The sequence below is a fragment of the Pseudomonas sp. 22515 genome, assembly GCF_052044625.1.
Lineage (GTDB): Bacteria > Pseudomonadota > Gammaproteobacteria > Pseudomonadales > Pseudomonadaceae > Aquipseudomonas > Aquipseudomonas alloputida.
On the sequence record NZ_JBQENN010000005.1, the window covers coordinates 31,702 to 56,698 of the forward strand.

Here is a 24,997-nt window from a genome sequence, read left to right on the forward strand (position 1 = left end):
GCTATGACGATTCTCTGCAGTCACCCGTGTTTCTGCAGGGCTTCAATCAGCTGTGCCTTGGTCATGGTCGAGCGCCCCTTGATGTCTTTGCTGCGTGCCTCTTTCATAAGGCTTTCCTTGCTTTGCGATTCCAGCGACGCGTGCGACGTCCGCGAATGCCCCTGGCGAGATTCAGCGGCGCGCTTGGCCGAATCCGAGCGTGCGGTCTTCTTCGCGTGCGACGGTGTCCTGCTTCCCGAGCCTGCGTGTTTTTCACCGCCTCCGGATTGCTTGTTGACGGTGGCCCAGGCGCGTGCTTCGGCTACATCCTTGCCCACGCCCTTGTCCTCGTAAGATTGCTCGATGTGCTCGGCCTTGCGTTTTTGCTTGTCCGTGTACTTGTCTTTGTCCCCGCGTGGCATGGTATTTACTCCTGCATGGGTTGCATGAACGGTTGAAAACCAGGGTAGAACTGACGCTCCGGGTGATGGACAGGTGATCCCTGGCGATCGGCCCTATCAGCTAAGTGCCGGAACCTGCGCGTGATCCACTTCCGTTTGAGCCACTGCCACCAACCCCCGCGTCTGTGCCGTTACTACCAGCGCCATGACTGCCGGTTCCCGAATCGCTGTCGGTACCGTCACCTCCGGTATTGTTCGTCCCATTGTCGTCAGTGCCGCCATCACCCGTACCCATTCCATCGGCGGGTGCTCCCGAGCCAGTCGCTCCGCCTTGGTCGTTCATTTGTCCACTGTCGTTCGATTGCATGCCAGGGGCGCGCTGATGGTTCAGGTCTGTGGCGGCCGAAGCAAGTGGTGAAGCGCAGCCCAGGCAGAGTGCAAGCAGTAACGTAAAAGGTTTTGCTGGTGTCATGGTGAAATGCCTTTTTGGATTGTTCACCCAATGTTCGGCACTGGCGTGCGTAGCGGGTGCCCGCTGAGCGACGGAAGGCGCTGCATCGGGTTGACCGTGAAGTGGCGCTTGATCGCGAGCAAATGCCGCTTTGCTCCAATGAAGCGCTGATAACGTGCGGGGCATCATTGAGCCGGGTGCTATCAGGTGTCCGAAATGAGTTTTCCACTACATGCGTTTTAGCTTGTCATGGACATGATTTGTAAATGTTTTCTACTTGCAGCCTACTCGCGCCCGATAAATTCTTTCTTCGTGACGCCGGGCCCCTCTGACGGTTATACCGCCATGTCGGAGTCATAGTTGTTGAACTACGACTATACAGGAGGGGCTCATGTCTGCCCTTAATGCGTATCTCAATCAAGACGTTCTTGGTACTGACCTCTGGCTTTGGCTTTCCTTTTTCGCTGTTGTGCTAACACTGTTGGCGCTTGACTTAGGTGTGCTCCATCGCGGCAATCGGGAAATTGGAGTCAAAGAGAGCTTGTTGCTGTCTGCGGGCTACATCAGTATGGGCCTTCTGTTCGCGGTCTGGGTGTATTTCCAGAAAGGCAGCGACGCCAGCATGGACTATGTGACAGGTTTCTTGATTGAAAAATCCCTGTCAATGGATAACGTTTTCGTTATTGCGCTGATCTTCAGTTTTCTGGCCATTCCTCGGGAGTTCCAGCACCGAGTATTGTTTTGGGGGATCATGGGGGTCATCGTCTTGAGGGCTATCATGATCGGCCTCGGGGCTGCGCTCATCGCCCAGTTTAGTTGGATACTTTACTGCTTCGGCGCGTTCCTGGTCTTCACCGGGGTAAAGATGCTATTCGCTCGCGTCGATCATGCGCCTGACTTGGAAAACAACCGTTTCGTCAGATACCTGCGCACACACCTACGCATTACCAAAGAATTGCACGGTCAACGCTTTGTGGTTCGCTTGCCTGACATATCAGGAAAAAGAACGCTATGGGTGACGCCACTATTCCTTGCACTTGTCCTGATTGAATGTGCAGATTTAGTGTTTGCTGTTGACAGCGTGCCTGCAATATTTGCAATCACACAGGACCCGTTCATCGTTTATACGTCGAACATCTTTGCTATTCTCGGCTTGCGAGCGCTCTATTTTGCATTGGCTGCGATGATCAGTCGCTTTGTTTACCTTAAGTACGCGCTGGCTCTGGTGCTTGTCTTTATCGGCGCTAAAATCTTCCTTCATGACGTGGTGGGTAAAGTACCCGCCGAAATATCGTTGAGCGTTACCATCGGCCTTCTGATTGGCGGCGTGTTGCTTTCGCTTTGGAAAACCCGAGCGTCCGCTAACGCTCATTGAATAATTACGTTCGCTGAACGGCTGGGCAAGGACACGCTCCGCAAGCATGGCATCGTGGCCTGCGCGTCCGATTACGAACGCCATGGGGACTCGTCCGAGAGGGTGATGTCAGTGGTCGAGGCAATCCAGTAACGACCGCCTCTTGGGCCTTCACACTCGGTCAGTTGTCCCCGCAGGTTCAGTTTGTACGCGCTGGCCTAGCGCTCAGGTGCAGCTTTCTGCGTTGTGGCGCTCACGATGACCCTGAACGAACAGAGCATTATGTGTTGTCCTATGGGACAGCGGCGCAGTCTGTGATAATGGGGAATGAAAAGGGCCCTATCATGTTGACCATCTCCAACAACGTGCATCTGTCGGATGCCGAAATCGAACTCACCTACATCCGCGCGCAAGGCGCGGGCGGGCAGAACGTCAACAAGGTGTCCAGCGCCGTGCACCTGCGCTTCGACATCCCGTCTTCATCGTTGCCCGAGTTTTACAAGGCGCGGCTGCTGGCGCTGCATGACAGTCGAATCACCGGCGCCGGCGTATTGATCATCAAGGGCCAGCAGTACCGCACACAGGAGCAGAACCGTGCGGACGCTTTGGCGCGTCTTGCCGAGTTGATCATCACCGCTGGCAAGACCGATAAGAAACGTCGCCCCACCAAGCCGACCCTGGGCTCCAAGACCCGCCGCCTCGAAGGAAAAGCCAGGCGCAGCGCTGTCAAGGCGGGTCGGGGGAGGGTGGAGTTCTAGGCTCTGTCAGTTGCGGTAGTCGTAATGTCGGCTGAGTGGACCATGCAGCGCTGGCGCGTGTCAGCGTAGATAACTTTCTACTCGCCAAGGTCAGGCTGGAGGGTTTCAAATTCAGGCATCTCTAAATGAGAAATTGGCGGTGTGGCGCTTGCTCTGCAGCAGGCAAGTGGGGCAGGTGGCCCTGATTTTCATTTCGGTTTGAATTTAAACTGCGTTAGGATGCACTAAAGGTCACCTGTCCAACTTCGGAGTATCCCCATGTCGCGTCTGGCAGAATTTAGACAACTTGAGCAAAAATTGGCCGCCCAGTTGGCCGAACTGGAGGCCATGAAAGGCAGCCGTGAGCTTCAGAAAGAAATCGAGTTTGAGACCAAACTCCGCGATCTGCTGGGCAAATATGGCTATAGCCTTCGTGACATCATCAACCTTCTGGATCCACAGGCCAGTCGCCGTGCCGCACCTGCTGCCGCAGAGAAAGCACCTCGTCGCGCTCGTCAGGTTAAGCAGTACAAGAACCCGCACAACGGCGAGATCATCGAGACCAAAGGTGGCAACCACAAACTGCTGAAGGAGTGGAAGGCTCAATATGGATCTGATGTGGTCGAGTCTTGGGTTTCCTAAGTTCGATCAAAGACGCAAAAAAAGAAACGACCTCAAAGGCCGTTTCTTTTGCCTGTGGATGAGCAGGCTGAATCCCCCATGGTTTCCTCGACACTTGCCGCGCTCAGGAAATGGCGTATCTGCTACTGACCTGCGGCCAAGGTTAGCGTCTGTATGAAAAGCCTTGAGACGGCTTTTCATGCAGTGCCTGGAAGGCTGCTCGCAGACGGCCTGTAGCGATGGATGTCACTCGGGCAACGCATACACCCTGAACAATTTTTTCACGATATCGTTGGTCCCTCCCAAGTATTTGTCGTAGTCCTTTTCAATGGAGCCCGAACGATAGGCTTCGCTCAAGGCCGTATCGACCAGCAGGCGGAAGTCTTCGTCATTGCGCTCCACCATCATCGCCACCGGCGAGTACTCGAATATGCGGTCCATGAGCATCAGGTTTTTGGGAGCCCCTTCCTTGGCTATTTGGTTTTTCAGCAACATACGCTCGGCAAAGAACGCGTCCGCCTTGCCGTCGGCGACCAGCTTGATGCCCTCATCGTTGTTGGCCACTGTAACCAGTGAAGCGATTACACCAAGCAGGCGCATCCTTTCGCGAATCCAGTCTTCGGTTATACCGCCCTCAATGGTGGCGTATGTGTGGTTGGCCAGACCACTGTTGATGCTTGCTCGCCAGGTCGGTCCGCTATTGGCGACTTTGCCATTGAGTACATTAAGCAGCGATTCGGGGGCATCCTTGCGCACCACGACAGAGAGACCGGCGGTGTAGATCGGTATGGCGTAACTGATCGTCTTGCGCCGTTCCAGAGTGGGCGGAGTCGGCGTGCAGAGAATATCGACTTTCCCCTGGCTCACCGCACTGACCTGGTCGTAAACCGTAACCGGCTGGTAGCGCACTTGCAGGTCCGGCAGGCCAAGTTCGCGCTTGAGCTTGTCTGCAACTTTAAGGCATTGCTCGATGGCATAGCCGCTGGCTTTGTCGCCTTCCTGCGTGCTGAAGGGAGCCAGGTCTGGCAGGTAGCCCATGGTGAAGCTGTGGCTGCTGCGCACGCGTTCAAGTGTGGAGGCACTGGCCATCAAAGGCAGCGCCAAAAACGCCAGAGCGAGCAAAAAACGGGTGGTTTTGATGAATGGTACGTTCATGTCCGGTTTCCCCGTATGCAGATGTCTGTGCAGTCCTGGCTGCCGCGCCTAAGGATTGCCGGCCCCGGCCTGTTCGGCTGGCAGCGTGTCGGTGAAACGCTTGGCGAGGAAACCGTAGAGCAGATAACCGAAGGCCAGTACCAGGGTGCCGCCCATGACCGCATCCTTGCCGCAGGCATACAGGGCATACAAGGAGTACGTCACCGCAACCAGCAGCACTACCAGGTTGCGCGCGTAGATCGTCGTTGAGACACCGGCCTTGTACATGATGACCAGCAGACCAGTCAGCGCGGTTAAATATGGGATGAGGTTAGTCACCGCCGCCAGGTTGACCAGCTTGCTGAACTGGGCGGCGGCATCCGGTGAAATGGTCGACAGGGCCATCAAGGTTTGCAGCACGCCACAGACGATCATGCCGACGACAGGGGCGTTCATGGCATTGACCTTGCTGAAGAACTTGAGGAACAGGTTCTGGTCGGCGGTCATCTTGGCAGTTTGTGCCAAGGTAAATTGCCACCCCAGCAGCGAGCCGACACACGCCATGACCGCCAGGGCCATGACGATATGGCCTACCAACGGATTGAACATCGTGGCGTAGACCAGCGCGAAGGGCGCCGTGGACTTGGCCAGATCGGCATTGGGAATGATGCCCTGGATGACGGTGGTCGACAGTATGTAGACACCGGCAGCCCCCAAGGTGCCGAACAGGCAGGCCAGTGGCACGTTGCGCTTGGGGTTTTCCACGGCATCGGTGGCTTGGGCCGCCGACTCCATGCCCAGGAACGCCCACAGGGTCAGAGGAATGGCTTTGGCGATGGACTCGGAAATCGGCAGATCGTTAGGGTTCCAGGCGGCGACCAGTACATCGGGCTTGAACCAGAACCAGCCGATGATGCAAAGGCCCGCTACCGGAATGATCACGCCCCAGACCGTGAAAGCACCGATCTTGCCGGTGATGCCGGGGCCGCCGAAGTTGGCGAAGGTGGTCAGCCAGATTAGCCCGATGGTGCCTATGCACAACGGGATGGCACCACTACCCAGCCAGGGCAAGAAAGCGGTCATGTAGCCCACCGCAGAGATGGCCACGGCTACGTTGGCGATGGCCAGAGACAGGAAGTACAGGTACGAGCAGAGGAAAAAACCCGACTTCGCGTGAGCCTCTTCGGTGTAGGCGGACAACCCGCCAGAGCGTGAGCAGAAGACGCCGCACTGGGCAAAACAATAAGCGATGGCCATCGAGCCGATTGCCGTGAAAAGCCACGACAACAGCGAGACGGCACCCAGTTGAGCCATGTTGGTAGGCAACATGATGATCCCCGAACCCATCATGTTGACTGTCACCAGCGTCGTGAGCCCGACCAGGCTCATTTTTTTGCTTGAATCAGCCATCGCAAACTCCTTGCCGCGTTCAATGTTTTGAACCTTGGTCCGGCAACGTGCAACGCGTGGCCGAATAGGGGGCTAATGTTCAATGCTTGACTACGTAAACTCTGCAGGGTGGGCGCACCTGGCAGTCTCGCTTGATCTTGACAGCAGGTTGGCAGGTTCAAAGCCCGGGAAAGGGCCATCGAACAGTGCTATCGCCAACTGGTAATCGACGATGGATTGCTTACGGCGGGTACGCCGTGGCGGTGCGGCGTTGCGTCGTTATCAGCGTGAACTCGATTAACCGTTAACAATTGATAAAGATCAATGATCCTTGCCTATTTCACTTCGTCCAACCGGCAGCGCCTTTGATATGACCTTGGCGGGTTATGGATAATGACTGTCACATCAGTTAGCGGGTACGGTGATCACAGGGGCTTGCGGCGCCACGCCTGTTTCGGCAAGAGAGAACAGTACCAGTATGAACAAAAACTCCGATGTGTAGGTTAGCGGAAACAGACACGGGCCGCGCATCGATCTGACATAACATTCGATTTAACATAATATGCATTATGCATAACTGCGTATTAGTCACCGGTACCGCTGGGTGGGCAGATTTAAAGCCAGGTACATGACAGCTCAGGCGCCTTTCCAGCTGTGACGGTACACGGAAGCCTCTTACCCTAATCTCGAAAGTAAATCGACCTAGGCCGATTTTTTGCCTCCTTCCAATCCATCTTGCTGCTCGGATCGCTCTCACAGCCGCAGACCCATTCAACGCTTCTGTCCCCCGATGCCATGGATACAAGGCGCTTCCTGGCGCGACGAGCCTCGTCATTAAGGTGTCGATTTACGTCTATGTGTTACTGCAGCCACGTAAACTGCGTTAAGCAACCGTGCCAGCGCCTTTGCTATTTCTGAAGACTTGCGAAGGCCGCGTATGCTTACTCATCGATGAAAACACAAGCATCGGCGCGAACTCCTTTTTCTGACCAGAGGTCGAACCTGTGAAATCAGAAGAAACTTTAAGCGCGATGGCCTCGAGTGACTGCGGTTGCGCTGTCAATCCTGTACGGTTCCGAACACGCAATAAAGCATGAGATATTTGTAGAACCGGGTTTGTCCAATCGCATTTGGCTCTGATTTGCACAGACGCCACGACCTTTCAGTAGCCTAATGCCCAGATCAATCCCAATAGATGCTGTCGCCTAACCTTGGCAACCTCTCAACCTAGAGCGGTTTACTCACTCAATAAACGATAAAATCGGTCGAAATAATCGCCCTGTACAGCTCTGTCTCAGTCAGTACACCCGTTTAATTTGCCTGGCGCGCGGGTGCACGCCAGCCATTCTGTATCCTCAAAGCCCAACTCCAGGCTACCTGAGCGCTTCAGTTTGCCACGAAGCTGTCCGATATCAGCGTGCGCCCGCAGCCCGACAACCCAGAGAACCTGAGATAAAGCCAGTCGGTTGCATTGTCGAGCAATAAATACCAAACTACCCTTCTTTTATGTAAGCGCGCGACCCAACTCGACTAAATGAATATTTAGTTGAGTTATACGCATAGCCTGTCTGGAAAGTGCCCTTCACGCTTCCCTCAATATCCGATAACTCTCAGGCCGGGATATTGTGTATTCCTCAGCGCCGTTCTTTATTCAGGTTGTCCCATTTCATCGTGACCACCCTGTCTTCGAAAGTTCCGGTGCTTCCTGATGCTGAATTTCCAGCAGCTGACCGAAAAACAGCCGAGGGTGCGAGCCTACCTGGCCTCCTTCCCCGCCCCCTGAGCGCGGCCGAGGGTTACAGACGACTATGCAACTGGCCCCGCCCTCACCCGCCTTCAATGGGCGACTTTCGTCGAGATGGCAATGGTAACTGGTGGTTCCATGTCGCCGGTAAGGGCAACGGGGTTGTCTCCTCTGCCCTCACCCAATGAAACCCACCCGCTGTTGTCTACGCGGCACGGCCGCAGGTTGCTTTACGCCTGGCGGCGTTTACTAAGCACTTCCAGCCCATTGAACAGCGCCATGCCGGCCAGCATCGCTGCCACAAACAGCCAGCCTTGCCAAAACCCCCCGGCCAGCAGCACCAGGGCCGGCCCTGGGCACACCCCGGCTAGCCCCCAGCCAATGCCGAAGATCAGGCTGCCACCCACTAGCCGTCGGTCAATGTCGCGTCGGGCAGGCAACTGCATCGCGCCGCCGAGCAAGGACACAGCGTGCCGACGCGCCCACGCCATCGGCAGCAGTGCAACACCGATGGCGCCCGCCATGACGAGTGCCAGTGACGGGTCCCACTGCCCCGCGAGGTCGAGAAACCCCAGTACCTTGGTGGGGTTTGCCATGCCCGATAGCAACAACCCCATGCCGAACAGCAACCCCGCGATGAATGCGCTGATCCGGGTCATTTCATGCTCCTGGGTAAAGGTGGCGAACCACGAAGACGGTGGCAAAGCCGGCTGCCATGAAGCACAACGTGGCCACCGCCGAGCGAGGGGACAGGCGAGAAAGGCCACACACACCATGGCCACTGGTACAGCCACTGCCATAGCGGGTACCCACGCCCACCAGAAGCCCTGCGACCATGAGCAACCAGGGGGCCGTACTGAAATGTACCGTGGGCATCGCCGAGAACGCTCGCCACAAAAGTGGCGCCGCGATGATGCCCAGCAGAAACGACAGTTTCTCGCCACGCCCTTCTCCCGTGCGCTGCAATAGCGAGCCGAGCAAACCGCTGATACCGGCAATGCGCCCGTTCGCCACCACGAACAGCCCGGCGGCCAGGCCTATTAGTGCTCCGCCTGCCAGAGCCGACCACGGTGTGAAGGCAGCCATATCAACCACCATTTCAGTGCTCCCTATCCAACTGCAGAAATGAACCGGTTCCATCTTAACGCTGAGCCTGCACCGCTGGAATCCACCCCATCGCGACGGCCCTTCGGGCCCATGGCCAGCCACCGATAGCGTCAGAGGGATGCTGCTGGTAACAGCCTGTGCGACGGGTATATGCATTGGGTTCCAGGCCTCTTGAAAGCGCGTGGGGCTGACCCAGTACCAACCGATCAGGCTCAGACCGGCAACGGGTTCAATCACGCCCCATACACTGATGGCTCCCAGCCAGCCGATAATGTAGGAGCCGCCAAGATTGGCCAATGTGGTAAACAAGATCAGTATGACCGCCCCTGCCAGCCACCAAGCCCATTTTCTTTGCTGGATGACTTCTGCGCTTCTGCGCGTACATGCCTTGATGAAACCGGTCGGTCCCCTGTCACACCCTCATTCTCGTGCGCTGCGCCCCAGCCGCCGCGCCCCCGGCAGTGCACTCATGCCGTGCAATACCACGCTGAGCAGAACGCAAGCGATGGTGCACGCGATGATCGTGCCAGCCTCTTGCAACGGCGCATCCAGTATCAGTATCGCGAACACGATGGACGCGAGCCCACGAGGGCCGAACCAGCCAATGAACAAGCGGCTCTCGGCGCTGAGTGTGCTCCCCGCCAGGCTGAGCCAGACAGGCAGCATTCGCACCAGCGACAGGCTCGAAAGTGCGTAGAACCAGACGGAGGGCGCCATGATCTGCGAAGCCTTGGGCGCCACATAGGCGCCAAACACCACCCAGGTCAGCAGCGACAGCGCTTCACCGCACGACTCGCCGGTGACGATCAACGGCTGGGTTTCCCGTTTGAACAGGTAACCTGTCAGCAGCCCTGCGCAGAACGCGGCGATAAAACCGCTGCCCCCCAGTGCCTGAGCGCTGGCGAAGCTCAGTAATGCCAGCGCGGGCATCACCAGTTGCTGCCAGGCCTCGATCTGCAGGCAATGGCGTTGCGACAGACGTAACAACCCGCCTACCAACAGCGCAAGCGCCGCCCCCGTGAGAACTCCGATACCCAACTCCTCCAGGAAGAAGTAGCCCGCCAAGGCAAAAGGCATCGTCGAGTGAGCCTCCGTCAACAATGCCAACAGCAAGAGTAGTACCGGCACGCAAATGCCGTCATTCAAGCCGCTTTCGACATTTAGGCTCTCGCGCACATCGGCCGGAACGTCGGGGTTGCTCACGACGGCCTTGCCGAGGGCGGCGTCGGTCGGGGCCAGTATGGTCGACAACAGCGCCATCTCCAGCCAGGGCATCCGTGGGAACATCAGCCAGGCGGCAAGCCAGCCCGCAATCAGTGTCAGCGGCAGGCCCAGGGTCAGCAAGCGCAAGGGCAGGCTACGGGATTGCCGCAATTGGGCCAGGTTGGCTTTGGCGGCATCATTGAACAGGACGATTGAGAGGGTAAGCTCGGCCAGCAAGCGAAGATCGTTGCGGTCCAGCGAAAGGTTCAACAACCCGAGCCCAGAGGGGCCTGCCACCAGGCCTGCCAGCAGAAACAACAGCGGCCCATTGACAGGTTTGGACTCAAGCGCACCGGCCAGGCTGGCGTACAGCACCAGCAAGGCGGCCAGAACAGCCAGGTTCTGATACATGGCCACGCCTCGGGATCAAAAGCGTATGTAGCAACGCTATCACTGCCCGCGCAACGCGACGATCTGAAAGGCGGCAGAAGTTATCTTAGGTCAACTATGCGGGTAATAAAGATCTCGCGTGCCGGCCATGGCCCATCAGTGTCATCAGCAGGATATGGGTGCCTGCGCCCGTCTGGTAGATGCAGTAATCCGCGATGCACTGAAACTCAGGTTCCTGGCCCGGACTCGGCTGGCTATCACTTGGCTTTTATCAAGCCCACCTCAAGGTGCCCGGGTAGGCTCCCGCCCAGTGATATCCAATAAAGGAGAAACACCATGAATCGCCCCGCTCCATCGAGGGTCCGCCTGTATGACGAAGACGATCTGGACAGCGTGCTGCGTTCGATGGCCCGCCAGGCCATGGCCTGTCTGCCTGCGTCCGAAGTGGCACTGGTAGGCATTCAGCGGCGTGGTGAGCCGCTGGCGCAGCGCTTGCAACTGCACCTGCAGGCACTCACCGGTGCTGCGCCCTTGCCGCTCTACCCGATCAAGGTCAAGCGTTATGCAGACGACCTGAGCCTCCTGCATGCCCATACTCAACTCACCGAAAACCCTGAACTCGCCAAGCTCGACCTTGCCGCAACCACCTTGCTGGTGGTCGATGACGTGCTCTACGAAGGGCACTCTCTGCTACGCACCTGCGCCTACCTCGCCGAACTGGGTGCGCGCCACATCATCAGCGCGGTGCTCGTCGACCGCCACGTCTGCCACCAACCGGTGCATGCCGATATCGTCGGCATTCATCTGCAGGTCGCGGCGCAGGATATCGTCGAATGCCATGTGCCCCCCTACGAAGGTCAATTCTGCGTGGAGGTGGTGCGCCATGGCCGAACAGGCGATACCGCCTGATTCAACTGCCAGGTGCAGGCCTGATCGTCAGGATGCTGCACGGCGCATGGCTGACAAGCCGCTCGGTGGTATCGCCGATCAGCTTGGCCCAACGCCTGGCCTGCACGGCGCCGACCACCACCACATCGGCTCCCAGCGCTGCGATATGAGACTTGATGACACGCAACGGCGCACCTTCGCTGAAGAATCGATGGTTGTGGGCGATGCCGTGGGCATCGGCCAACGCATCGAACGGCAACTGCAGCGATTCCCGCACCTCATCCGCCCAAGGGCCGGCGAGGTCAGGATTTGCCAGCATGGCGATTGGCAGGTCGTAAGCCGAAAGCAGGTTCAGCGGGCCCTGGCATTGTGTTGCCAGTTGCTGACCGGCCATCACCAGTGCGTCATTGAGCGGCGAGGCGTGGGATACATCCACCGCGACCAGCACGCTAGCTGGCATGGCTGGGGCATTCGCCGGTACGAACATCAACGGCACCTCGCTCCCATGCAACAGTACCTGGTCAAGTGAAGTCCGGGCCCGCTGATCGATCAGGGAACAGCCCGAGCAGTCCTTGATCACCAGGTCAGGCGCATAGCGGGCAATGCAGGCCGGCACCAGGTCTCGGGGATCGGAGGTTTCCACGGCCTCGAAACCTGGGCGTGCCCCCCTTGCCGGCTGTTCATCGAGCAGCGCCTTGAGCGCTGTGCTGAAGTGCACGAATGAAACGCAAGGCAGCGGGGGTGTCGGCAACTCGTGGCGCAGGCGCAGTTCGCCGGGTTCATGAATACCCAGCACGTGCAGGGAAGCACCAGACGCCGCAGCCAGGGCCATGGCCCGGTCCAGCGCGGCATTGGCTTGAGCCTTGGTCATGATCAGCAAAATCCGGCGATACGGGCTCATCGGGCACCTCCCGGTGCGGCTGCAGGATAGCCTACGCCGCCGCAGCTTCAGCAGCGCGGGGCGCTGTTCCAAAACGGGATATTCGAACGCATCCTGGTCGCCGACAGCATCAAGCCCTTTCGCCTGCCCGCCCCTTGCCAGGCCCGGCTGGACATCGTCGCCACCAGCGCCCTGGTCGCCGAGCGCCTCACGCCCATGGCGTAGTCATCCGCACGTTCCTACACTACCAGGATGTTGCAAGGTACCTGGTACAACACATGTTCGGTGGTACTGCCGAACAGACGGTCCAGTCCCCGTGCGATGGGCCGCCCCAGGACCAGTACCTCCACCGGCTGTGATTCGACGTATGCGCTGAGCACCGCGACCGGGCGCCCCAGCACGAAATGGCAACGTTGCGGTGGTGCGCCGAAGCGTTCGGCCAGTTTCCTGAAATCATCCTCCAGCGCTTGGCGCATGGGCTCGGCAATGTCACCGATGGCCCAGGCGGCATACCCCATATCGCCCATGTAGGCCATCGACAGATCGCAGGCGTGCAGCAGGTCCAGTTGCGCCCCTGTCTGCAAGGCCAAAGCACCGGCCTGCTGGACGATGCTGTCATTTCGGGCTTGCCCCTCTGGCGAGGTGTCGGCCACGTCCACCGCCGCCACGATCTGGCGCGGCAACGCCGGCTGGCTGGCACCGAGCAAGTAGACCGGGACCGGGCAGTGGCGCAACAGTTGCCAGTCAAGCGGCGTGAAGAAGGCGCGCTTGAGCGCAGGCTCATGCTCGACCTGCTTGAGCAGCAGGTCCGGTTGCATCTCCAGCACGTGCTGCAGAATGTCATCCTGCAGGTCGTTACTCCAGGCCACCTCGGTCGTCACCTGCACGCCGGAGGCACGCAGTGCGTTTGCCTGGGCTTCCAGCTGTTCATGCTGAGCAAGCCGATAAGCCTCCCGCTCCGCTTGATGCTTACCGGACTCCAGCAGCCAGAGTTTGTCCAATGACTCGAGCAAGGCGACGATGTGCAGGCTGGCCGATGCCGATCTGGCCAGTGCAACAGCCTGCTCCAGGGCGACCGCCTGGTGCAGCATTGGACGCATGATCAGCAACAGCCGTTGATAGTGACTCATGATGGCCTCCAACGGTGGGCCGGCCTGATCACTCAGGTCGCTCGGGTTGCATCGAGACGGGGCTTTTCGGCCGGCAGTGATTGACCGCTGCTGCCAGCATCCGGTCAACGCCGCCCTTGGCGCTTGATTTTTATCAAGCGTGCAAATGCCTGCAGCGGTGTTCAATGTTGGTCAAGGTAACGGTACAAGGCCTCCTCCTGGTCGAAATGCAGTTTTGCCAAGGTATCCAGGCGTATGAGCTGGTGCTGGATTTCGTCGGCGCTCGGGTTGGCGGCGGCCTGGGCGAAATCCTCGTTCATGCGCGTCAGCAAATGGATCAGCCTGAACATTTCCCGGTGTGTATGGCTGAGCGGCGAGAGCGGATCCTCGCCTCCCATGTAGCGGCTCAACAGGGGGTACAGCTGCTGCTCGTCGTCCCGCTCATGGCGCTCCAGCGAGCCATGCAGGGCGGCGACCAGGCGCCCGAGGTCGGCCCGCGCCTGCTCCGCAGGGCGGCTGGCAAAGTCCCGCGCCATCTGGCTCAGGTCGGTCAACACCCCGTCCAGTTGTCGATGCTCGTCCTGCATGCGCTGCAGGCTCTCGGTCGGCAACCCGTTGTGGCCATCGCCCGCAACCGGGCCGAGGGCGCGAAGGGCGTTGAGGATGATCAACAGGTCGATGCCTTCCTGCAGTACCGCCCCCATCACCGCAGGCAGGTAGCCGGCCGCAGCGAACAGCATGGCCAGCAGCGAGAGGCTCATGCCCACCCACACGCCTTGCCGGGCGATGTGCACGGTGTGTCGGGCGATGTCGAGCGCTTCGATCAGACGATCCAGCCTGTCGACCAGCAAGACCACGCCGGCTGACTGTGCCGAAGCAGTCACGCCGGACGCGCCCATGGCAACCCCGACATCGGCGGCAGCCAGTGCTGGCGCATCATTGATGCCATCCCCGACCATCAGCGTGGGACCTTTTCGGCAACCTTCCTGCACCAGGCGGACCTTGTCCTGCGGTGAGAGGCCAGAGTGAAGCGCATCGATACCCGCTGTCAGCGCGATCATTTGCGCCGTCTGGGGGCGGTCGCCAGTCAGCATGACAATCTGGTCGATGCCGCGGGCTCGAAGCCGGCGCAGGGTCTGAGGGGTTTCCCGACGCACATCGTCGGCCAGCCGCAGCATCGCTTTCAATTCACCGTCCACGGCTACGAAACTGCCACTGCTGGCCAGATAGTCCAGCTGTTGCAAGCACACCTGTGCCCAAGGGCCCGCATCCCTGCCCTGCTGCACGTAAGCCAGCAGCCCCAAGCGCACGGCTTTGCCTTGTACCTGGCCGGCCAACCCTTGGCCTGGCGCCTCCTGCACCTGTTGCGGCGCCGCCAGGCTCAGGCCCCGCGCGAGGGCCGCATCGACAATAGCCCGAGCGATCGGGTGGGTGGATGCCTGGGCCAATGACGCGGCCCACTGCAAGATCTGCAGCGGCGCGCCCTCCCCGTTAAGCTCGATCGATTGCAGCCGAGCATGGCCGCTGGTCAAGGTACCGGTCTTGTCGAGAAAAACCTGGCGGATCCCGGCGAGCGCCTCCAGTACCGCGCCATCGCGCACCAGAATGCTACGCCGCGCCGCTCGCGAGATGCCCGACAGCACGGCAATCGGCACCGCCAATATCAGGGGGCAAGGTGTGGCGACCACCAGCACCGCCAGCACGCGTTGCGGGTCGCCACTGGCCCACCAGGCGAGCGCGGCGATCAGCAACGTCAGCGGGATGAACGCCAGCGCGTAGCGGTCAGCCAGGCGCACGAAGGGCGCCCGTGACTGGCGTGCCGCCTCGGCTAGGCGCACGATGCCGGCATAGGTGCTTTGTGCCGCAGTCTGCGTGGCCACCAGCACCATCGGCGCGCCGGCGTTGCACACCCCGCTGGCCACCGGCTCGCCGCAATGACGAGTGATGGGTAACGATTCCCCGGTCAGCGCCGCCTCGTCCAGGGTGGCCTGGGGACTCTGCAGGCGCCCGTCCACGGGCACGATTTCACCCAGGCGCACCAGCACGGCCTGCCCTGGCCTGACCTGATCCACCGCAACTTCGCGCAGCCCGTCTTGCTCCTGGATCCAGGCACGTTGCGGCGCTCGATCGATCAGCGCCCGCAATTCGCGCTCGGCATGACGCACGCTGAACGCTTCAAGTGCTCGGCCGGTGGCCAGCATCAGCGCGACCACCGCAGCCACCAGCATGTTCTCCAGGGCCAGGGCGGCGGTGATCGACAGCAAGGCAATCAGGTCGATACCCGCCTCACCCCGGGCTAGGCGCCTGAACATTTCCACCGCCAGGACCCCGGCCATGACCAGGCCACCAGTTGCCCAGACCAGCGCGGCCCAGGCAGGCCGCTGCGCCGCATAGGCCACGCCGCCAGTCAGCAGGGCCAGCGTGCAGACCACCAGCAGTGCGAGGTCGAGCCATCGACGTGGCATGGCGGGCTACTTGCGTCTGGCCTGCTGGCGCAGTTGCCGCACCTCGTCCTGAGCCTGGGTTGCCCGCCTTAGGGCCTCGTTGGCGGTCTGCTCGACCAGATCGATGCGGTAACACACTTGATCGGCGCGCAACCTTGCGGTGGCGGCGTTGTTCTCCGCTGATTCCAGGCGCGCATCGTATTCCTCGGCGCGCCACGCCGTGCAGCCGGACGCGGTAACCAGCAACAGGCTTGCCCACCCGCAAAGCACATAACGTCGCATGTCGGTACCCTCGTGCATGGCCAGGACACGCTAAGTATCGATGGCGGCGTGCGCCGAACGCCTGACATTTGTCAACCGCGAGCGGCCTGTTCACCCGGTTTGACCTTTATCAATCGCGCTGGGGGGCACAAGGGTAGAAACAAAGACTCAGGGCACCGCCCCTACCCTATCTGCTACCGGAGCCGATCATGAACGACCTTGACCTGCGAGACCTTGTGCTCGAAGAGCTGGAATTCAAACCCGATATCAATGCAGCCAGCATCGGTGTGACGGTGCAGAACGGCGTGGTGACCCTCTCCGGGCACGTCAACAGCTACGCCCAGAAAGTCAGTGCCGAGCGCACGGTCAAGGCCATGAAAGGCGTGCGCGGCCTGGCTGAGGAGATAGAGGTACGCCTGAACAAGCTCGAAGGTACCGCTGACGACACGATTGCCAGCCGTGCCCTGAACATCATCGCCTGGAGCTCTGACGCCAACGTGGAGGGCATCCAGGTCACCGTGCAAAAAGGGACGGTGACCCTGGAAGGCCAGCTCGATTGGCAATACCAGAAGGAAGTGATCGAACAGGCAATCTGGCGCTTGTCGGGTGTGGTTGGCGTACACAACCGCATCACCCTCAAAGCCCGGGCCGACGTGGTCGATATCAAGCGCCACATCGAGGACGCACTCAAGCGCAGCGCCGAAATCGAGGCCGAAGGCATCCGCGTCACGGTCGACGGTGGTGTGGTCAAGCTGGAAGGCAAGGTGCACTTGCTGCGCGAGCGAGAAGTGGTCGAGCGTGCGGCCTGGTCGGTGCCGGGCGTCAGTAAGGTCGAAGATTATCTGTTGATCGCCTAGCGCCGCCGCGCCGAGGACCGATGGCCATGAACAAGGATAAGCCCTGGACGCTCTACCTCCTGGCAGTTGGCCTGGCAGTGCTCGCTGCCGTGCAGTTCGGCCTGTTCAGACAGCCGGCCGTGCAAGCCATTCCTTACAGCCAGTTCCTGCAATTACTCGATCAGCAGAAGGTCAGCGACCTGCATATCGAGCACGAGCGGATCCTCGGCAGGCTGCAGGAGCCGATCGATGGCCACTCGGTATTCTCCACCGTTCGCGTCGACCCGGCTCTGAGCGAGCAGCTGGGACGCTCTGGAGTCGCGTTCTCTGGCGTCGTCGAGGACAACACGGTAGCGACCGTGATGGGCGCGTTGATGCCGCTGTTGATGATGCTGGTGCTGTGGTACTTCCTGTTTCATGGCCTGGGGCAGAAACAGGGGTTGGGCGGGTTGATGGGGGTGGGCAAGTCGCGTGCGCGGGTCTACGTCGAACACGACACCCAGGTGACTTTCGCCGACGTGGCCGGTATCGACGACGTCAAGGGCGAGCTGACCGAGATCGTGTCCTTCCTGAAAAACAAGGCGTGGTATGCGCGCCTTGGCGCCCATGTGCCCAAGGGCACGCTGCTGGTAGGCCCACCCGGCACCGGCAAGACCCTGGTCGCCAAGGCCATCGCCGGGGAAGCGGCGGTGCCATTTTTCTCGATCTCCGGCTCGGAGTTCGTGGAGATGTTCGTGGGCGTGGGTGCCGCCCGGGTGCGTGACCTGTTCGACCAGGCCCGCCAAGCGGCGCCTTGCATCATCTTCATCGATGAGCTGGATGCCCTGGGCAAGATGCGCGGCGTCGGCAGCTTTGGCGGCAATGACGAGAAAGAGCAAACCCTCAATCAGTTGCTCGCCGAGCTTGACGGCTTCGACCCACGGGAAGGCGTGGTGCTGTTGGCGGCGACCAATCGCCCTGAAGTGCTGGACCCGGCGCTGCTGCGTGCCGGGCGCTTCGACCGGCAGATTCTCATCGACCGGCCCGACCGCAAGGGCCGCCTGGCGATCCTGAAAGTCCACCTGCACAAGATTATCTACAAGGACGACCTGGACTGCGAGCGGATTGCCGAGATCACCCCGGGCCTGACGGGCGCCGACCTGGCCAACCTGGTCAACGAGGCTGCCATCGTTGCCACCCGGCGGTCCAGCCAGTGGGTCGAGTTGCAGGACTTCACCGCTGCGGTCGAGCGACTGGTGGCGGGCATCGAGCGCAAAGGCAGCGTATTGCGCAGCGACGAGCGCCAGGTAGTGGCGTACCACGAAATGGGCCATGCCCTGGCCGCCAGTAGCCTGCCGGCGATGGACCCGGTGCACAAGGTGTCGATCATTCCCCGCGCCGCGGGTTCACTGGGCTACACCCTGCAACGGCCGACCGATGACCGCTACCTGATCAGCACGCAGATGCTGCGTGACCGCCTTGTCGTGCTGATGGCCGGGCGCGCCGCCGAGCACCTTGTGTTCGGCCAGGTCTCCACGGGGGCCGCCGACGACCTCGGGCGCGCCACCGATATCGCCCGCCAGCTGGTCACCCGCTTCGGCATGAGCCCGGTACTGGGCCAGGCGGTCCTTGAGCGCCAGCAAGCCGGCTATCTGGGTGACTCGCTGTTGCGTCAGGAGCGCAAGGACTACTCGGAGCAAACTGCGCGCGAGATCGACCTCGCTGTCCGCGGCTTGCTCGAAGAAGCCTATGGCCGCGCCCGGGCTTTGCTGGAGCAGCGCCGCGACGACCTGGATGCAGGCGCGCGTCTGTTGCTGGCCAAGGAGACCATCACCCCCGAAGAATTCCCGGCGTTGCAACCGCAAGCCAATGAGCCCGCCACCTATGTGCTGGTCGATGCCACGAAATGAACCGCCGATCCTGGCCAGGGTACCTGCGATGCTCTTTGTCACGCTGATCAATATGCTGGTGGTGATCCTGGTGGTGATCATTCATTACGAATGCCTGCTGCGCCTGAATGACTGGCTACCTCGGCTCAAGCTCTGGAGCCGCTTTCGCATCGTCGCAGGCGTGTTCGGCGCGCTGCTGGCCCATGCCCTGGAGGTGTGGTGTTTTGCCTTGGCCTATTACCTGATGGCCCATGCCCCAGGCTGGGGTACGCTCAGCGGCAATTTCGACGGCAGTTTCCTGGACTGCGTGTATTTTTCCTTCACCACCTACACCACCATAGGCTTCGGCGATATCGCCCCCACTGGCCACCTCAAGTACCTCACCGGCCTGCAGGCGCTGACGGGCCTGGTGCTGATCACCTGGACCGCCTCGTTCCTGTTCCTGGAAATGCAGAAGTACTGGAAGGCCAAGTAAGGCGGGCTCAGGCTCGCGACGCTGATGTCCAGCGCCATTGCGCAACTTCAGGCATGTCTTCGCCATGTTCGATGAGGTAGAGCTTGTGCTTCTCCATCGTGGCCCAATAGCGGGCGCGGGCCTGTTCGAGCTGGGGCTGCAAACGTGGCACGCGCTCGAACACATCGAGCAGCAGCTGGTAGCGGTCCAGATTGTTGATGACTGCCATGTCGAACGGCGTGGTCGTTGCGCCCTCTTCGCGAAATCCCCGGACATGAAACCGTTGCGGATTGGCGCGTTTGTAGATGAGGCGGTGGATGAGCGCCGGATAGCCGTGGAAGGCAAAGATGACCGGTCGATCTTCGGTAAACAGCCCGTTGAAATCGCTGTCGGACAGCCCGTGAGGGTGCTGTTGCGACAGTTGCAGCGCCATGAGGTCAACGACATTCACCACCCTCACACGCACGTCTGGAGCCTGCTCTTGCAGCAGTGTAACCGCCGCCAGTACCTCCAGTGTCGGCACATCGCCCGCGCAGGCAAGCACCACCTCGGGCATCTCGTCATCATGGCAGGCCCAGCCCCAGCGCCCGATACCTGATTGGCAGTGCACGGCGGCCGCTTCGCAATCGAGCCATTGCCACTCCATCTGCTTACCGGCAACGATCACATTGATGTACCCACGGCTGCGCAGGCAATGCTCAGCCACCGACAACAGGCAGTTGGCGTCAGGTGGCAGATAGATCCGCGCAAGGTTGGCCTTCTTGTTTGCCAGCAGGTCGAGCAAGCCCGGGTCCTGGTGCGAGAAACCATTATGGTCCTGCCGCCAGACATGCGAAGTCAGGAGGATATTCAATGAGGCGATCGGCTTGCGCCAAGGCACCTCGGCAGCTGTCTTGAGCCATTTGGCATGTTGGTTGATCATCGAATCGACGATATGGATGAAAGCTTCGTAACAGGAAAACAGGCCATGGCGGCCCGTCAGCAGGTACCCCTCAAGCCAGCCCTCGCAGATGTGCTCACTGAGGATCTCCATGACCCGCCCCTGTGCCGAAAGGTGTCTATCATCGCTGGCCCGAGCATCCAGCCACACCTTGTCGGTCACCTCAAATACCGCATCCAGACGGTTGGACGCCGTTTCGTCAGGGCCGAACAGGCGGAAATTCTGCGACGCAATGCTGTTCTTCATGACATCGCGTACATAACCACCCAGCACTCTGGTCGCCTCGGCCCGCACCTGACCAGGGCCCGGCATCGGCACGCAGTAATCGGCGTAGTGCGGCAAATCCAGGGCCCGCAATAAGAGACCGCCGTTGGCATGGGGGTTCGCGCTCATGCGTCGCCGGCCAGTTGGGGTCAGCGCGGCCAGTTCAGGCAACAACGTACCCTGTGCGTCAAAAAGCTCATGGGGACGGTAACTTTCCAGCCATTGTTGCAGCTGCATCAGGTGCGGCGGTTTGCCAAGGTCCGCCAACGGCAACTGATGGGACCGCCAGGTGCCCTCTACGCGTTGCCCATCCACGTACCTGGGGCCCGTCCACCCTTTGGGGGTACGAAGAATCAGCACCGGCCACAAGGGCCTGTCGACCACCTGCGGGTCTTCGGCATGCCGCGCGAGGCGCTGGATCTGGCTGATCTTCTCGTAGATGACATCCAGCGTCCTGGCCAACGCGCGATGGACCTCCATCGGCTCGTCACCCTCGACAAAATACGGATCATAACCATAGCCATACATGAGGCTGGTCAGCTCCTCCTCGCTGATCATCGACAGCACGCTGGGGTTGGCGATCTTGTAACCGTTCAGATGCAAGATGGGCAGCACCGCGCCGTCGCGGGCGGGGTTGAGGAACTTGTTGCAGTGCCAGCTGGCAGCCAGTGGCCCGGTTTCGGCCTCACCATCACCAATGACGCACGCCACGATCAGTTGCGGATTGTCCAGGGCGGCACCATAGGCATGGGCCAGCGAATAGCCCAGTTCGCCCCCTTCGTGAATGGAGCCAGGCACATGGGGGCCGACATGGCTGCCAATGCCATAAGGCCAGGAAAACTGCCGAAAGAGCCGGGCCATTCCAAGTGCGTTGCGCTCGACCGATGGGTTGAGCTCGGTGTAGGTACCGTCGAGGTAGGCCTGAGCGACCAGGGCAGGACCGCCGTGGCCAGGCCCCGTGACGAACAGCACATTGAGGCTGTACTGGCGAATCAACCGGTTCAGATGGGTATAGATGAGGTTGAGCCCCGGGGACGTCCCCCAGTGGCCGAGCAGCCGCGGTTTGACATCGGCCAAGGTCAAGGGCCTGGTCAACAAGGCATTGCCTTGCAGATAGATCTGGCCAACGGTGAGGTAGTTCGCCGCCCGCCAATAGGCGTCCAGGCTTTCGAGCTCTTCAGTACCGGGGAAATCACTCATGCCAGCCTCCTTTCGTCATCGCGCACGGGGCGCTCAAAGGTCTTCGCCGCGAAGATCTTCCTCCCGCCGGCTCTGTTGACGGATCAGCAGTCACAGTTCGTACAGGTGGTCCGACAGCAGGCCCATCAGGTCGTCCGCCGTGGCGATTCCGACCAGCAGACCGAGATCATCGACGACCGGAATGCGTCGGACAGTGGCGCGCCGCGGCATAGATGGAGATACCGGGTAATGCGGTGACCACGTCCCGTTTGCAGTATTTGCCAATGGACATCATGGGCTACCTCCACACGCGGAGCCTCCTTGCTCCTCGATGCAGTGAGGGTGGGTGATCATTTACCGCTCTTGATCGGAATCACCTTTTCCGGATGGATGGCTTCGGCACGTTTGGGCAGGTGCACCAGCAGCACGCCCTTGTTGAACTGGGCGTCGATTTTCTCGGCGTCGACTCCACGGGGCAGCTGGAAAACCCGTTCGAAGCTGCCGTAATGGCGCTCGGACAGGTGATATTCCTTGCGTTTTTCGTCCACTTCTTCCTTTTTCTCGCCCCGGATCAACAGGTTGCCATTGACGAGCTTGATCTCGATATCCTTGGCATCCACGCCAGGCAACTCGGCGCTGATGCGGTACTCCTCGGCCAGCTCGCTGATGTCCATGGCCGGCATGCCGTGGGTGAACAGGTCACGCCGCCAGAAAGGTTCGACATCGAACGGTGTGTGGCTGAACGGCATGCGCATCGGCCGCCGTCCAAAATCCTCGAACAGGCTGTCGATCTGATGGCGCAATTGCTGGAAGGGCCGCCACAGCTCCGAAGGTTCGACGCTGGGCGGCGAAGCTTTGGTTGGCTGGGGGGCGGCGGGGGTAACAGGCACTTTCTTGGCAACTTCTGACATGGCGACCTCCTCGAATGAGTAATGCCTCCCAGGGAGACGCTTCGATCATGCGCCGTGGGGCAGCAGCCCATTTGACCTTTATCAACAACGTGAAGTCCCTGCCGCCCGCTGGTTTGATCCTGATCAAAGTGCCGGATTGCCCACGGTCTAGGCTGATTACAGCAAGTCATCCTTACAGTGCGAGGCAGTCATGGACCGCGAGGGTGCCAGCGTTCGCTTGCTCCAGACATTGCCCGGCCTGGGTATCCAGCAATTCGTGCGCCTGGCCCTTTGCAGCCAGCCATGCGGCGAGGCAATGGCTGGCCAGTACTGCGTGCTCAGTGGTCGTACCGAGTGCTGGCCGTGCAGTTACGTGACCCTACCTGGCGTGGCCGGGCAATTTATCGTCAGCACCCAGAGCGCGCAGCCCGTGGGCCGTGCGGGGGAGCTGCTCGACTATTCCGGGCCGCTTGGCAGCGCTTGGCCGTTGCCCCTGCAAAGCACAAGGTTGCTGGCCATCAGTCGCGCCGACGGCCTGCTGCCGTTGTTGGGTGCGCTGGATGAGATTCGCTGCTGGCTGCCCTGGTTACAATTGCAGCTGTCACATGACGGCATTGCGGCCGAACTGCTGCCAGACGATTGTCGAACCTGGCTGTCGGCACTGTCGCCATTGTCGCGTGACTACAGCAGTGGCTGGTGGCAGACCAGGCATTTGCTGACCACTTTCCGCCCGGACACGGTGTACTGTTGCGCGCCGCCACAGGTGGCGCGCCAAGTGGCACGGTTGTGCTGGCAAACTGGCGTAGCCGCGCAGCGTATCTGGATACGCACAGACCATGTGTCACGCCCGATCTGGGTGGGGCACTCCCCCGAAAGCTGGCCTGTGCAACGCTATGACCGGGTGCTTGCCGCGCTCAAGTGGGCTCCTCCAGGCGGGTCAGGTTGACCAGGCCTTGCATGTCGATGAGCCTGACCTCACGCCCGGCGCACAGCATGAAACCTGCATGGACGAAACGGCTGAACAGTCGGCTGACCGTTTCCTGCGTGAGGTCCAGGTAGTTGGCGATATCACCACGGGACATGGGCAGGTTGAACACATCAGCCTGCAAGCCTCGCGCCTGGTAACGCGCGGACATGCCCAGCAGGAAGATCGCCAACCGCTGTTCGGCACGCCCATGGCAGCAGCGCAGGTGCTCGTCCTTGCCCTGGATCCCCAGGCTGAGCATGTGCAGCAACTGATAGCGCAGCCCTGAAATCTGGCCGGACAGGTCCACCAGTTGGTCCAGCCTGATGGCGCAGACCAGCGAGACTTCCAGGGCAACGGCAAAGCTTCGGTAACAACTGGCACCAATAGCGTCCAGCCCGAGCATTTCCCCCGGCAGGAGAAAGCCAATCACCCGCTCGGTGCCCTCGGCATCGAGCAGAAAATTCTTGATCGCCCCGGAGCGCAAGGTATACACGTGCTCCATGGGTTCATTGGCCTTGAACAGGTACTCACCCCGCTTCAACGGCCGGTTACGGCGGACAATTCGCTCCAGCTTGGCCACTTCGTCGGCACTGAGGCTGGCTGCCAGGCAAAGCCGGCTCAACGAGCACGCAAGGCACTTGACCTGGAGCTTTGCTCCCATTTCCGCAGGGCCTGACATGAGGATGCCTCTGCTTTTTTGCAGGCGTGTATCTATTGAAGTTAGCGGTTCCACTAAACGTTAGCGGTCTGTCCGACCAAGGGTTGGACGCTACCCCCGGCTATACCCGCTTTTTTCTATCGGTTTGACAAGTCATGTGGGAAGCAATTGACAACTGTCAAGTCAGCGATGGGCCCGCTGCCGAAACTGAACTTCCTTGTTCATTCGACATAGAGGACATTGCCATGGCGCCCGCCGAGACTTCCCGTGAGCATAAAACGCCTTCGTTCCCAAAACCTTCGGGTGAATACTGGATCGAAGCCCTTGAAAACGGCGTTCACGTATTGATCAGGCCCTTGCAAGCCCAGGACCGAGAACGCGAAAAAGCCTTCATCGAACGGCTGTCGCCCGAATCGCGGCATTTCCGCTTCCTCTGCCAGCTCAGGGAGCCCGGTGAAGCCATGCTCGACCAGCTGATGAAGGTCGACCAGGATCGCCAGGCGGCTTACGTCGCCCTTGCCCACGTGGATGGCGAATTGCAGGAAGTGGGCATTTCCCGCTACGCCACTGCTAGCGGCAAGGACGAGTGCGAGTGTGCCGTTACCGTCATGGACAGCTGGCAGCACCATGGCTTGGGTCGCCTGCTGCTCAAGCACCTGGTCGACCATGCCCGGGCCAAGGGCTTGCGGCAGATGTATTCGGTTGATGCAGCAGCCAACCAAGCGATGCGCGAGCTGGCCAAAGCGGCGGGGTTCACCACCGTCGCTGACCCGGATGATCCCAGCCAGGTCATCCACCGGCTCTCCCTGATCTGAACCCTGGGCCGTCGCACTGACGGGTCAATGCGCG

22 protein-coding genes are annotated in these 24,997 nt (G+C 60.3%); 9 read left to right on the top strand and 13 right to left on the bottom strand.

Features of this window, described 5'->3' with window-relative positions; genetic code table 11:
- Nucleotides 1–20: 20 nt before the first annotated feature.
- Complete coding sequence (locus tag ACTJJN_RS06855) at nucleotides 21–401, bottom strand: hypothetical protein (RefSeq protein WP_012052267.1); 381 nt, start codon at nucleotides 399–401, stop codon at nucleotides 21–23.
- 821 nt (nucleotides 402–1,222) lie between these two features.
- Between ACTJJN_RS06855 and ACTJJN_RS06860 the strand changes: the two genes are divergently transcribed.
- The 3 genes from ACTJJN_RS06860 to ACTJJN_RS06870 all read left to right on the top strand — a co-directional run bounded on the left by ACTJJN_RS06860 (nucleotide 1,223) and on the right by ACTJJN_RS06870 (nucleotide 3,564).
- A complete protein-coding gene (locus tag ACTJJN_RS06860) occupies nucleotides 1,223–2,206 on the top strand; it encodes a TerC family protein (RefSeq protein ID WP_012052269.1) in 984 nt (327 codons plus the stop codon).
- 323 nt (nucleotides 2,207–2,529) lie between these two features.
- Nucleotides 2,530–2,943 carry an alternative ribosome rescue aminoacyl-tRNA hydrolase ArfB gene (gene arfB, locus ACTJJN_RS06865; protein ID WP_012052270.1) on the top strand — a complete coding sequence of 138 codons (414 nt, stop codon included), beginning with the start codon at nucleotides 2,530–2,532 and terminating at the stop codon, nucleotides 2,941–2,943.
- Between the two features lie 258 nt (nucleotides 2,944–3,201).
- The gene (locus tag ACTJJN_RS06870) at nucleotides 3,202–3,564 is read left to right on the top strand and encodes a histone-like nucleoid-structuring protein, MvaT/MvaU family (RefSeq protein ID WP_014756834.1); all 363 of its coding nucleotides are present in this window, start codon (nucleotides 3,202–3,204) and stop codon (nucleotides 3,562–3,564) included.
- Nucleotides 3,565–3,789: 225 nt separating this feature from the next.
- Here ACTJJN_RS06870 and ACTJJN_RS06875 read toward each other — a convergent pair whose 3' ends face one another.
- The 5 genes from ACTJJN_RS06875 to ACTJJN_RS06895 form a co-directional block, all read right to left on the bottom strand.
- Nucleotides 3,790–4,698 (bottom strand): amino acid ABC transporter substrate-binding protein, encoded by a 909-nt coding sequence (locus ACTJJN_RS06875; RefSeq protein ID WP_012052272.1) that lies wholly within the window; start codon nucleotides 4,696–4,698, stop codon nucleotides 3,790–3,792.
- A gap of 48 nt (nucleotides 4,699–4,746) precedes the next feature.
- On the bottom strand, nucleotides 4,747–6,087 hold the full coding sequence (gene potE / locus ACTJJN_RS06880; protein ID WP_004374854.1) for a putrescine-ornithine antiporter: 1,341 nt from the start codon (nucleotides 6,085–6,087) through the stop codon (nucleotides 4,747–4,749).
- A 1,953-nt stretch (nucleotides 6,088–8,040) separates the two neighbouring features.
- A complete protein-coding gene (locus tag ACTJJN_RS06885; RefSeq protein WP_012052273.1) occupies nucleotides 8,041–8,469 on the bottom strand; it encodes a DUF6691 family protein in 429 nt (142 codons plus the stop codon).
- Nucleotide 8,470: 1 nt separating this feature from the next.
- Nucleotides 8,471–8,908: a YeeE/YedE family protein gene (locus ACTJJN_RS06890; protein WP_017148341.1), complete on the bottom strand. Its 438-nt coding sequence runs from the start codon at nucleotides 8,906–8,908 to the stop codon at nucleotides 8,471–8,473.
- A 429-nt stretch (nucleotides 8,909–9,337) separates the two neighbouring features.
- The gene (locus ACTJJN_RS06895) at nucleotides 9,338–10,531 is read right to left on the bottom strand and encodes a cation:proton antiporter (RefSeq protein ID WP_221100353.1); all 1,194 of its coding nucleotides are present in this window, start codon (nucleotides 10,529–10,531) and stop codon (nucleotides 9,338–9,340) included.
- Between the two features lie 315 nt (nucleotides 10,532–10,846).
- On the opposite strand from ACTJJN_RS06895, the gene ACTJJN_RS06900 reads away from it, so the two are divergent.
- Nucleotides 10,847–11,419 carry a bifunctional pyr operon transcriptional regulator/uracil phosphoribosyltransferase PyrR gene (locus ACTJJN_RS06900; RefSeq protein ID WP_012052276.1) on the top strand — a complete coding sequence of 191 codons (573 nt, stop codon included), beginning with the start codon at nucleotides 10,847–10,849 and terminating at the stop codon, nucleotides 11,417–11,419.
- 1 nt (nucleotide 11,420) lies between these two features.
- Here the strand turns inward: ACTJJN_RS06900 and ACTJJN_RS06905 are convergent, their stop codons facing one another.
- From ACTJJN_RS06905 to ACTJJN_RS06920, 4 genes are all read right to left on the bottom strand, one after another.
- Nucleotides 11,421–12,299 (bottom strand): universal stress protein, encoded by an 879-nt coding sequence (locus ACTJJN_RS06905; protein ID WP_012052277.1) that lies wholly within the window; start codon nucleotides 12,297–12,299, stop codon nucleotides 11,421–11,423.
- Nucleotides 12,300–12,517: 218 nt separating this feature from the next.
- Nucleotides 12,518–13,408: a universal stress protein gene (locus ACTJJN_RS06910; protein WP_440781144.1), complete on the bottom strand. Its 891-nt coding sequence runs from the start codon at nucleotides 13,406–13,408 to the stop codon at nucleotides 12,518–12,520.
- A 161-nt stretch (nucleotides 13,409–13,569) separates the two neighbouring features.
- Nucleotides 13,570–15,852, bottom strand: coding sequence for a heavy metal translocating P-type ATPase (locus ACTJJN_RS06915; RefSeq protein ID WP_440781145.1), 2,283 nt, complete (start codon nucleotides 15,850–15,852; stop codon nucleotides 13,570–13,572).
- 6 nt (nucleotides 15,853–15,858) lie between these two features.
- The gene (locus ACTJJN_RS06920; protein WP_108078689.1) at nucleotides 15,859–16,113 is read right to left on the bottom strand and encodes an outer membrane lipoprotein OprI; all 255 of its coding nucleotides are present in this window, start codon (nucleotides 16,111–16,113) and stop codon (nucleotides 15,859–15,861) included.
- Nucleotides 16,114–16,301: 188 nt separating this feature from the next.
- Here ACTJJN_RS06920 and ACTJJN_RS06925 point away from each other — a divergent pair, with 188 nt between their 5' ends.
- Genes ACTJJN_RS06925 through ACTJJN_RS06935 form a run of 3 tightly spaced genes read left to right on the top strand, consistent with a single transcriptional unit; the run spans nucleotide 16,302 to nucleotide 19,271 of the window.
- Nucleotides 16,302–16,949: a BON domain-containing protein gene (locus ACTJJN_RS06925; protein WP_088513166.1), complete on the top strand. Its 648-nt coding sequence runs from the start codon at nucleotides 16,302–16,304 to the stop codon at nucleotides 16,947–16,949.
- Nucleotides 16,950–16,975: 26 nt separating this feature from the next.
- Nucleotides 16,976–18,817 (top strand): ATP-dependent zinc metalloprotease FtsH, encoded by a 1,842-nt coding sequence (gene ftsH / locus ACTJJN_RS06930; RefSeq protein WP_440781146.1) that lies wholly within the window; start codon nucleotides 16,976–16,978, stop codon nucleotides 18,815–18,817.
- 28 nt (nucleotides 18,818–18,845) lie between these two features.
- Nucleotides 18,846–19,271: a potassium channel family protein gene (locus ACTJJN_RS06935; RefSeq protein WP_088513168.1), complete on the top strand. Its 426-nt coding sequence runs from the start codon at nucleotides 18,846–18,848 to the stop codon at nucleotides 19,269–19,271.
- Nucleotides 19,272–19,278: 7 nt separating this feature from the next.
- On the opposite strand, the gene ACTJJN_RS06940 is transcribed toward ACTJJN_RS06935, so the two are convergent.
- Nucleotides 19,279–21,654 (bottom strand): phosphoketolase family protein, encoded by a 2,376-nt coding sequence (locus ACTJJN_RS06940; protein WP_014756732.1) that lies wholly within the window; start codon nucleotides 21,652–21,654, stop codon nucleotides 19,279–19,281.
- A gap of 329 nt (nucleotides 21,655–21,983) precedes the next feature.
- Nucleotides 21,984–22,544 carry an Hsp20/alpha crystallin family protein gene (locus tag ACTJJN_RS06945; RefSeq protein ID WP_012052284.1) on the bottom strand — a complete coding sequence of 187 codons (561 nt, stop codon included), beginning with the start codon at nucleotides 22,542–22,544 and terminating at the stop codon, nucleotides 21,984–21,986.
- Between the two features lie 190 nt (nucleotides 22,545–22,734).
- On the opposite strand from ACTJJN_RS06945, the gene ACTJJN_RS06950 reads away from it, so the two are divergent.
- Nucleotides 22,735–23,469 carry a hypothetical protein gene (locus ACTJJN_RS06950; RefSeq protein WP_017148343.1) on the top strand — a complete coding sequence of 245 codons (735 nt, stop codon included), beginning with the start codon at nucleotides 22,735–22,737 and terminating at the stop codon, nucleotides 23,467–23,469.
- Here the strand turns inward: ACTJJN_RS06950 and ACTJJN_RS06955 are convergent.
- Nucleotides 23,438–24,169, bottom strand: a complete 732-nt coding sequence (locus tag ACTJJN_RS06955) for a cyclic nucleotide-binding domain-containing protein (protein WP_029611845.1) — start codon at nucleotides 24,167–24,169, stop codon at nucleotides 23,438–23,440. The two genes, ACTJJN_RS06950 and ACTJJN_RS06955, sit on opposite strands and share 32 nt — an antisense overlap.
- 224 nt (nucleotides 24,170–24,393) lie before the next feature.
- Here ACTJJN_RS06955 and ACTJJN_RS06960 point away from each other — a divergent pair, with 224 nt between their 5' ends.
- Complete coding sequence (locus ACTJJN_RS06960; RefSeq protein ID WP_004374572.1) at nucleotides 24,394–24,963, top strand: GNAT family N-acetyltransferase; 570 nt, start codon at nucleotides 24,394–24,396, stop codon at nucleotides 24,961–24,963.
- The last annotated feature ends 34 nt before the right edge of the window (nucleotides 24,964–24,997 follow it).

Excerpts from the sequence above, each read along its gene's own strand:
- ACTJJN_RS06855 (WP_012052267.1), bottom strand. The coding sequence starts at position 401 with ATGCCACGCGGGGACAAAGACAAGTACACGGACAAGCAAAAACGCAAG.
- ACTJJN_RS06860 (WP_012052269.1), top strand. The coding sequence starts at position 1,223 with ATGTCTGCCCTTAATGCGTATCTCAATCAAGACGTTCTTGGTACTGAC.
- arfB (WP_012052270.1), top strand. The coding sequence starts at position 2,530 with ATGTTGACCATCTCCAACAACGTGCATCTGTCGGATGCCGAAATCGAA.
- ACTJJN_RS06870 (WP_014756834.1), top strand. The coding sequence starts at position 3,202 with ATGTCGCGTCTGGCAGAATTTAGACAACTTGAGCAAAAATTGGCCGCC.
- ACTJJN_RS06875 (WP_012052272.1), bottom strand. The coding sequence starts at position 4,698 with ATGAACGTACCATTCATCAAAACCACCCGTTTTTTGCTCGCTCTGGCG.
- potE (WP_004374854.1), bottom strand. The coding sequence starts at position 6,087 with ATGGCTGATTCAAGCAAAAAAATGAGCCTGGTCGGGCTCACGACGCTG.
- ACTJJN_RS06885 (WP_012052273.1), bottom strand. The coding sequence starts at position 8,469 with ATGACCCGGATCAGCGCATTCATCGCGGGGTTGCTGTTCGGCATGGGG.
- ACTJJN_RS06890 (WP_017148341.1), bottom strand. The coding sequence starts at position 8,908 with ATGGTGGTTGATATGGCTGCCTTCACACCGTGGTCGGCTCTGGCAGGC.
- ACTJJN_RS06895 (WP_221100353.1), bottom strand. The coding sequence starts at position 10,531 with ATGTATCAGAACCTGGCTGTTCTGGCCGCCTTGCTGGTGCTGTACGCC.
- ACTJJN_RS06900 (WP_012052276.1), top strand. The coding sequence starts at position 10,847 with ATGAATCGCCCCGCTCCATCGAGGGTCCGCCTGTATGACGAAGACGAT.
- ACTJJN_RS06905 (WP_012052277.1), bottom strand. The coding sequence starts at position 12,299 with ATGAGCCCGTATCGCCGGATTTTGCTGATCATGACCAAGGCTCAAGCC.
- ACTJJN_RS06910 (WP_440781144.1), bottom strand. The coding sequence starts at position 13,408 with ATGAGTCACTATCAACGGCTGTTGCTGATCATGCGTCCAATGCTGCAC.
- ACTJJN_RS06915 (WP_440781145.1), bottom strand. The coding sequence starts at position 15,852 with ATGCCACGTCGATGGCTCGACCTCGCACTGCTGGTGGTCTGCACGCTG.
- ACTJJN_RS06920 (WP_108078689.1), bottom strand. The coding sequence starts at position 16,113 with ATGCGACGTTATGTGCTTTGCGGGTGGGCAAGCCTGTTGCTGGTTACC.
- ACTJJN_RS06925 (WP_088513166.1), top strand. The coding sequence starts at position 16,302 with ATGAACGACCTTGACCTGCGAGACCTTGTGCTCGAAGAGCTGGAATTC.
- ftsH (WP_440781146.1), top strand. The coding sequence starts at position 16,976 with ATGAACAAGGATAAGCCCTGGACGCTCTACCTCCTGGCAGTTGGCCTG.
- ACTJJN_RS06935 (WP_088513168.1), top strand. The coding sequence starts at position 18,846 with ATGCTCTTTGTCACGCTGATCAATATGCTGGTGGTGATCCTGGTGGTG.
- ACTJJN_RS06940 (WP_014756732.1), bottom strand. The coding sequence starts at position 21,654 with ATGAGTGATTTCCCCGGTACTGAAGAGCTCGAAAGCCTGGACGCCTAT.
- ACTJJN_RS06945 (WP_012052284.1), bottom strand. The coding sequence starts at position 22,544 with ATGTCAGAAGTTGCCAAGAAAGTGCCTGTTACCCCCGCCGCCCCCCAG.
- ACTJJN_RS06950 (WP_017148343.1), top strand. The coding sequence starts at position 22,735 with ATGGACCGCGAGGGTGCCAGCGTTCGCTTGCTCCAGACATTGCCCGGC.
- ACTJJN_RS06955 (WP_029611845.1), bottom strand. The coding sequence starts at position 24,169 with ATGTCAGGCCCTGCGGAAATGGGAGCAAAGCTCCAGGTCAAGTGCCTT.
- ACTJJN_RS06960 (WP_004374572.1), top strand. The coding sequence starts at position 24,394 with ATGGCGCCCGCCGAGACTTCCCGTGAGCATAAAACGCCTTCGTTCCCA.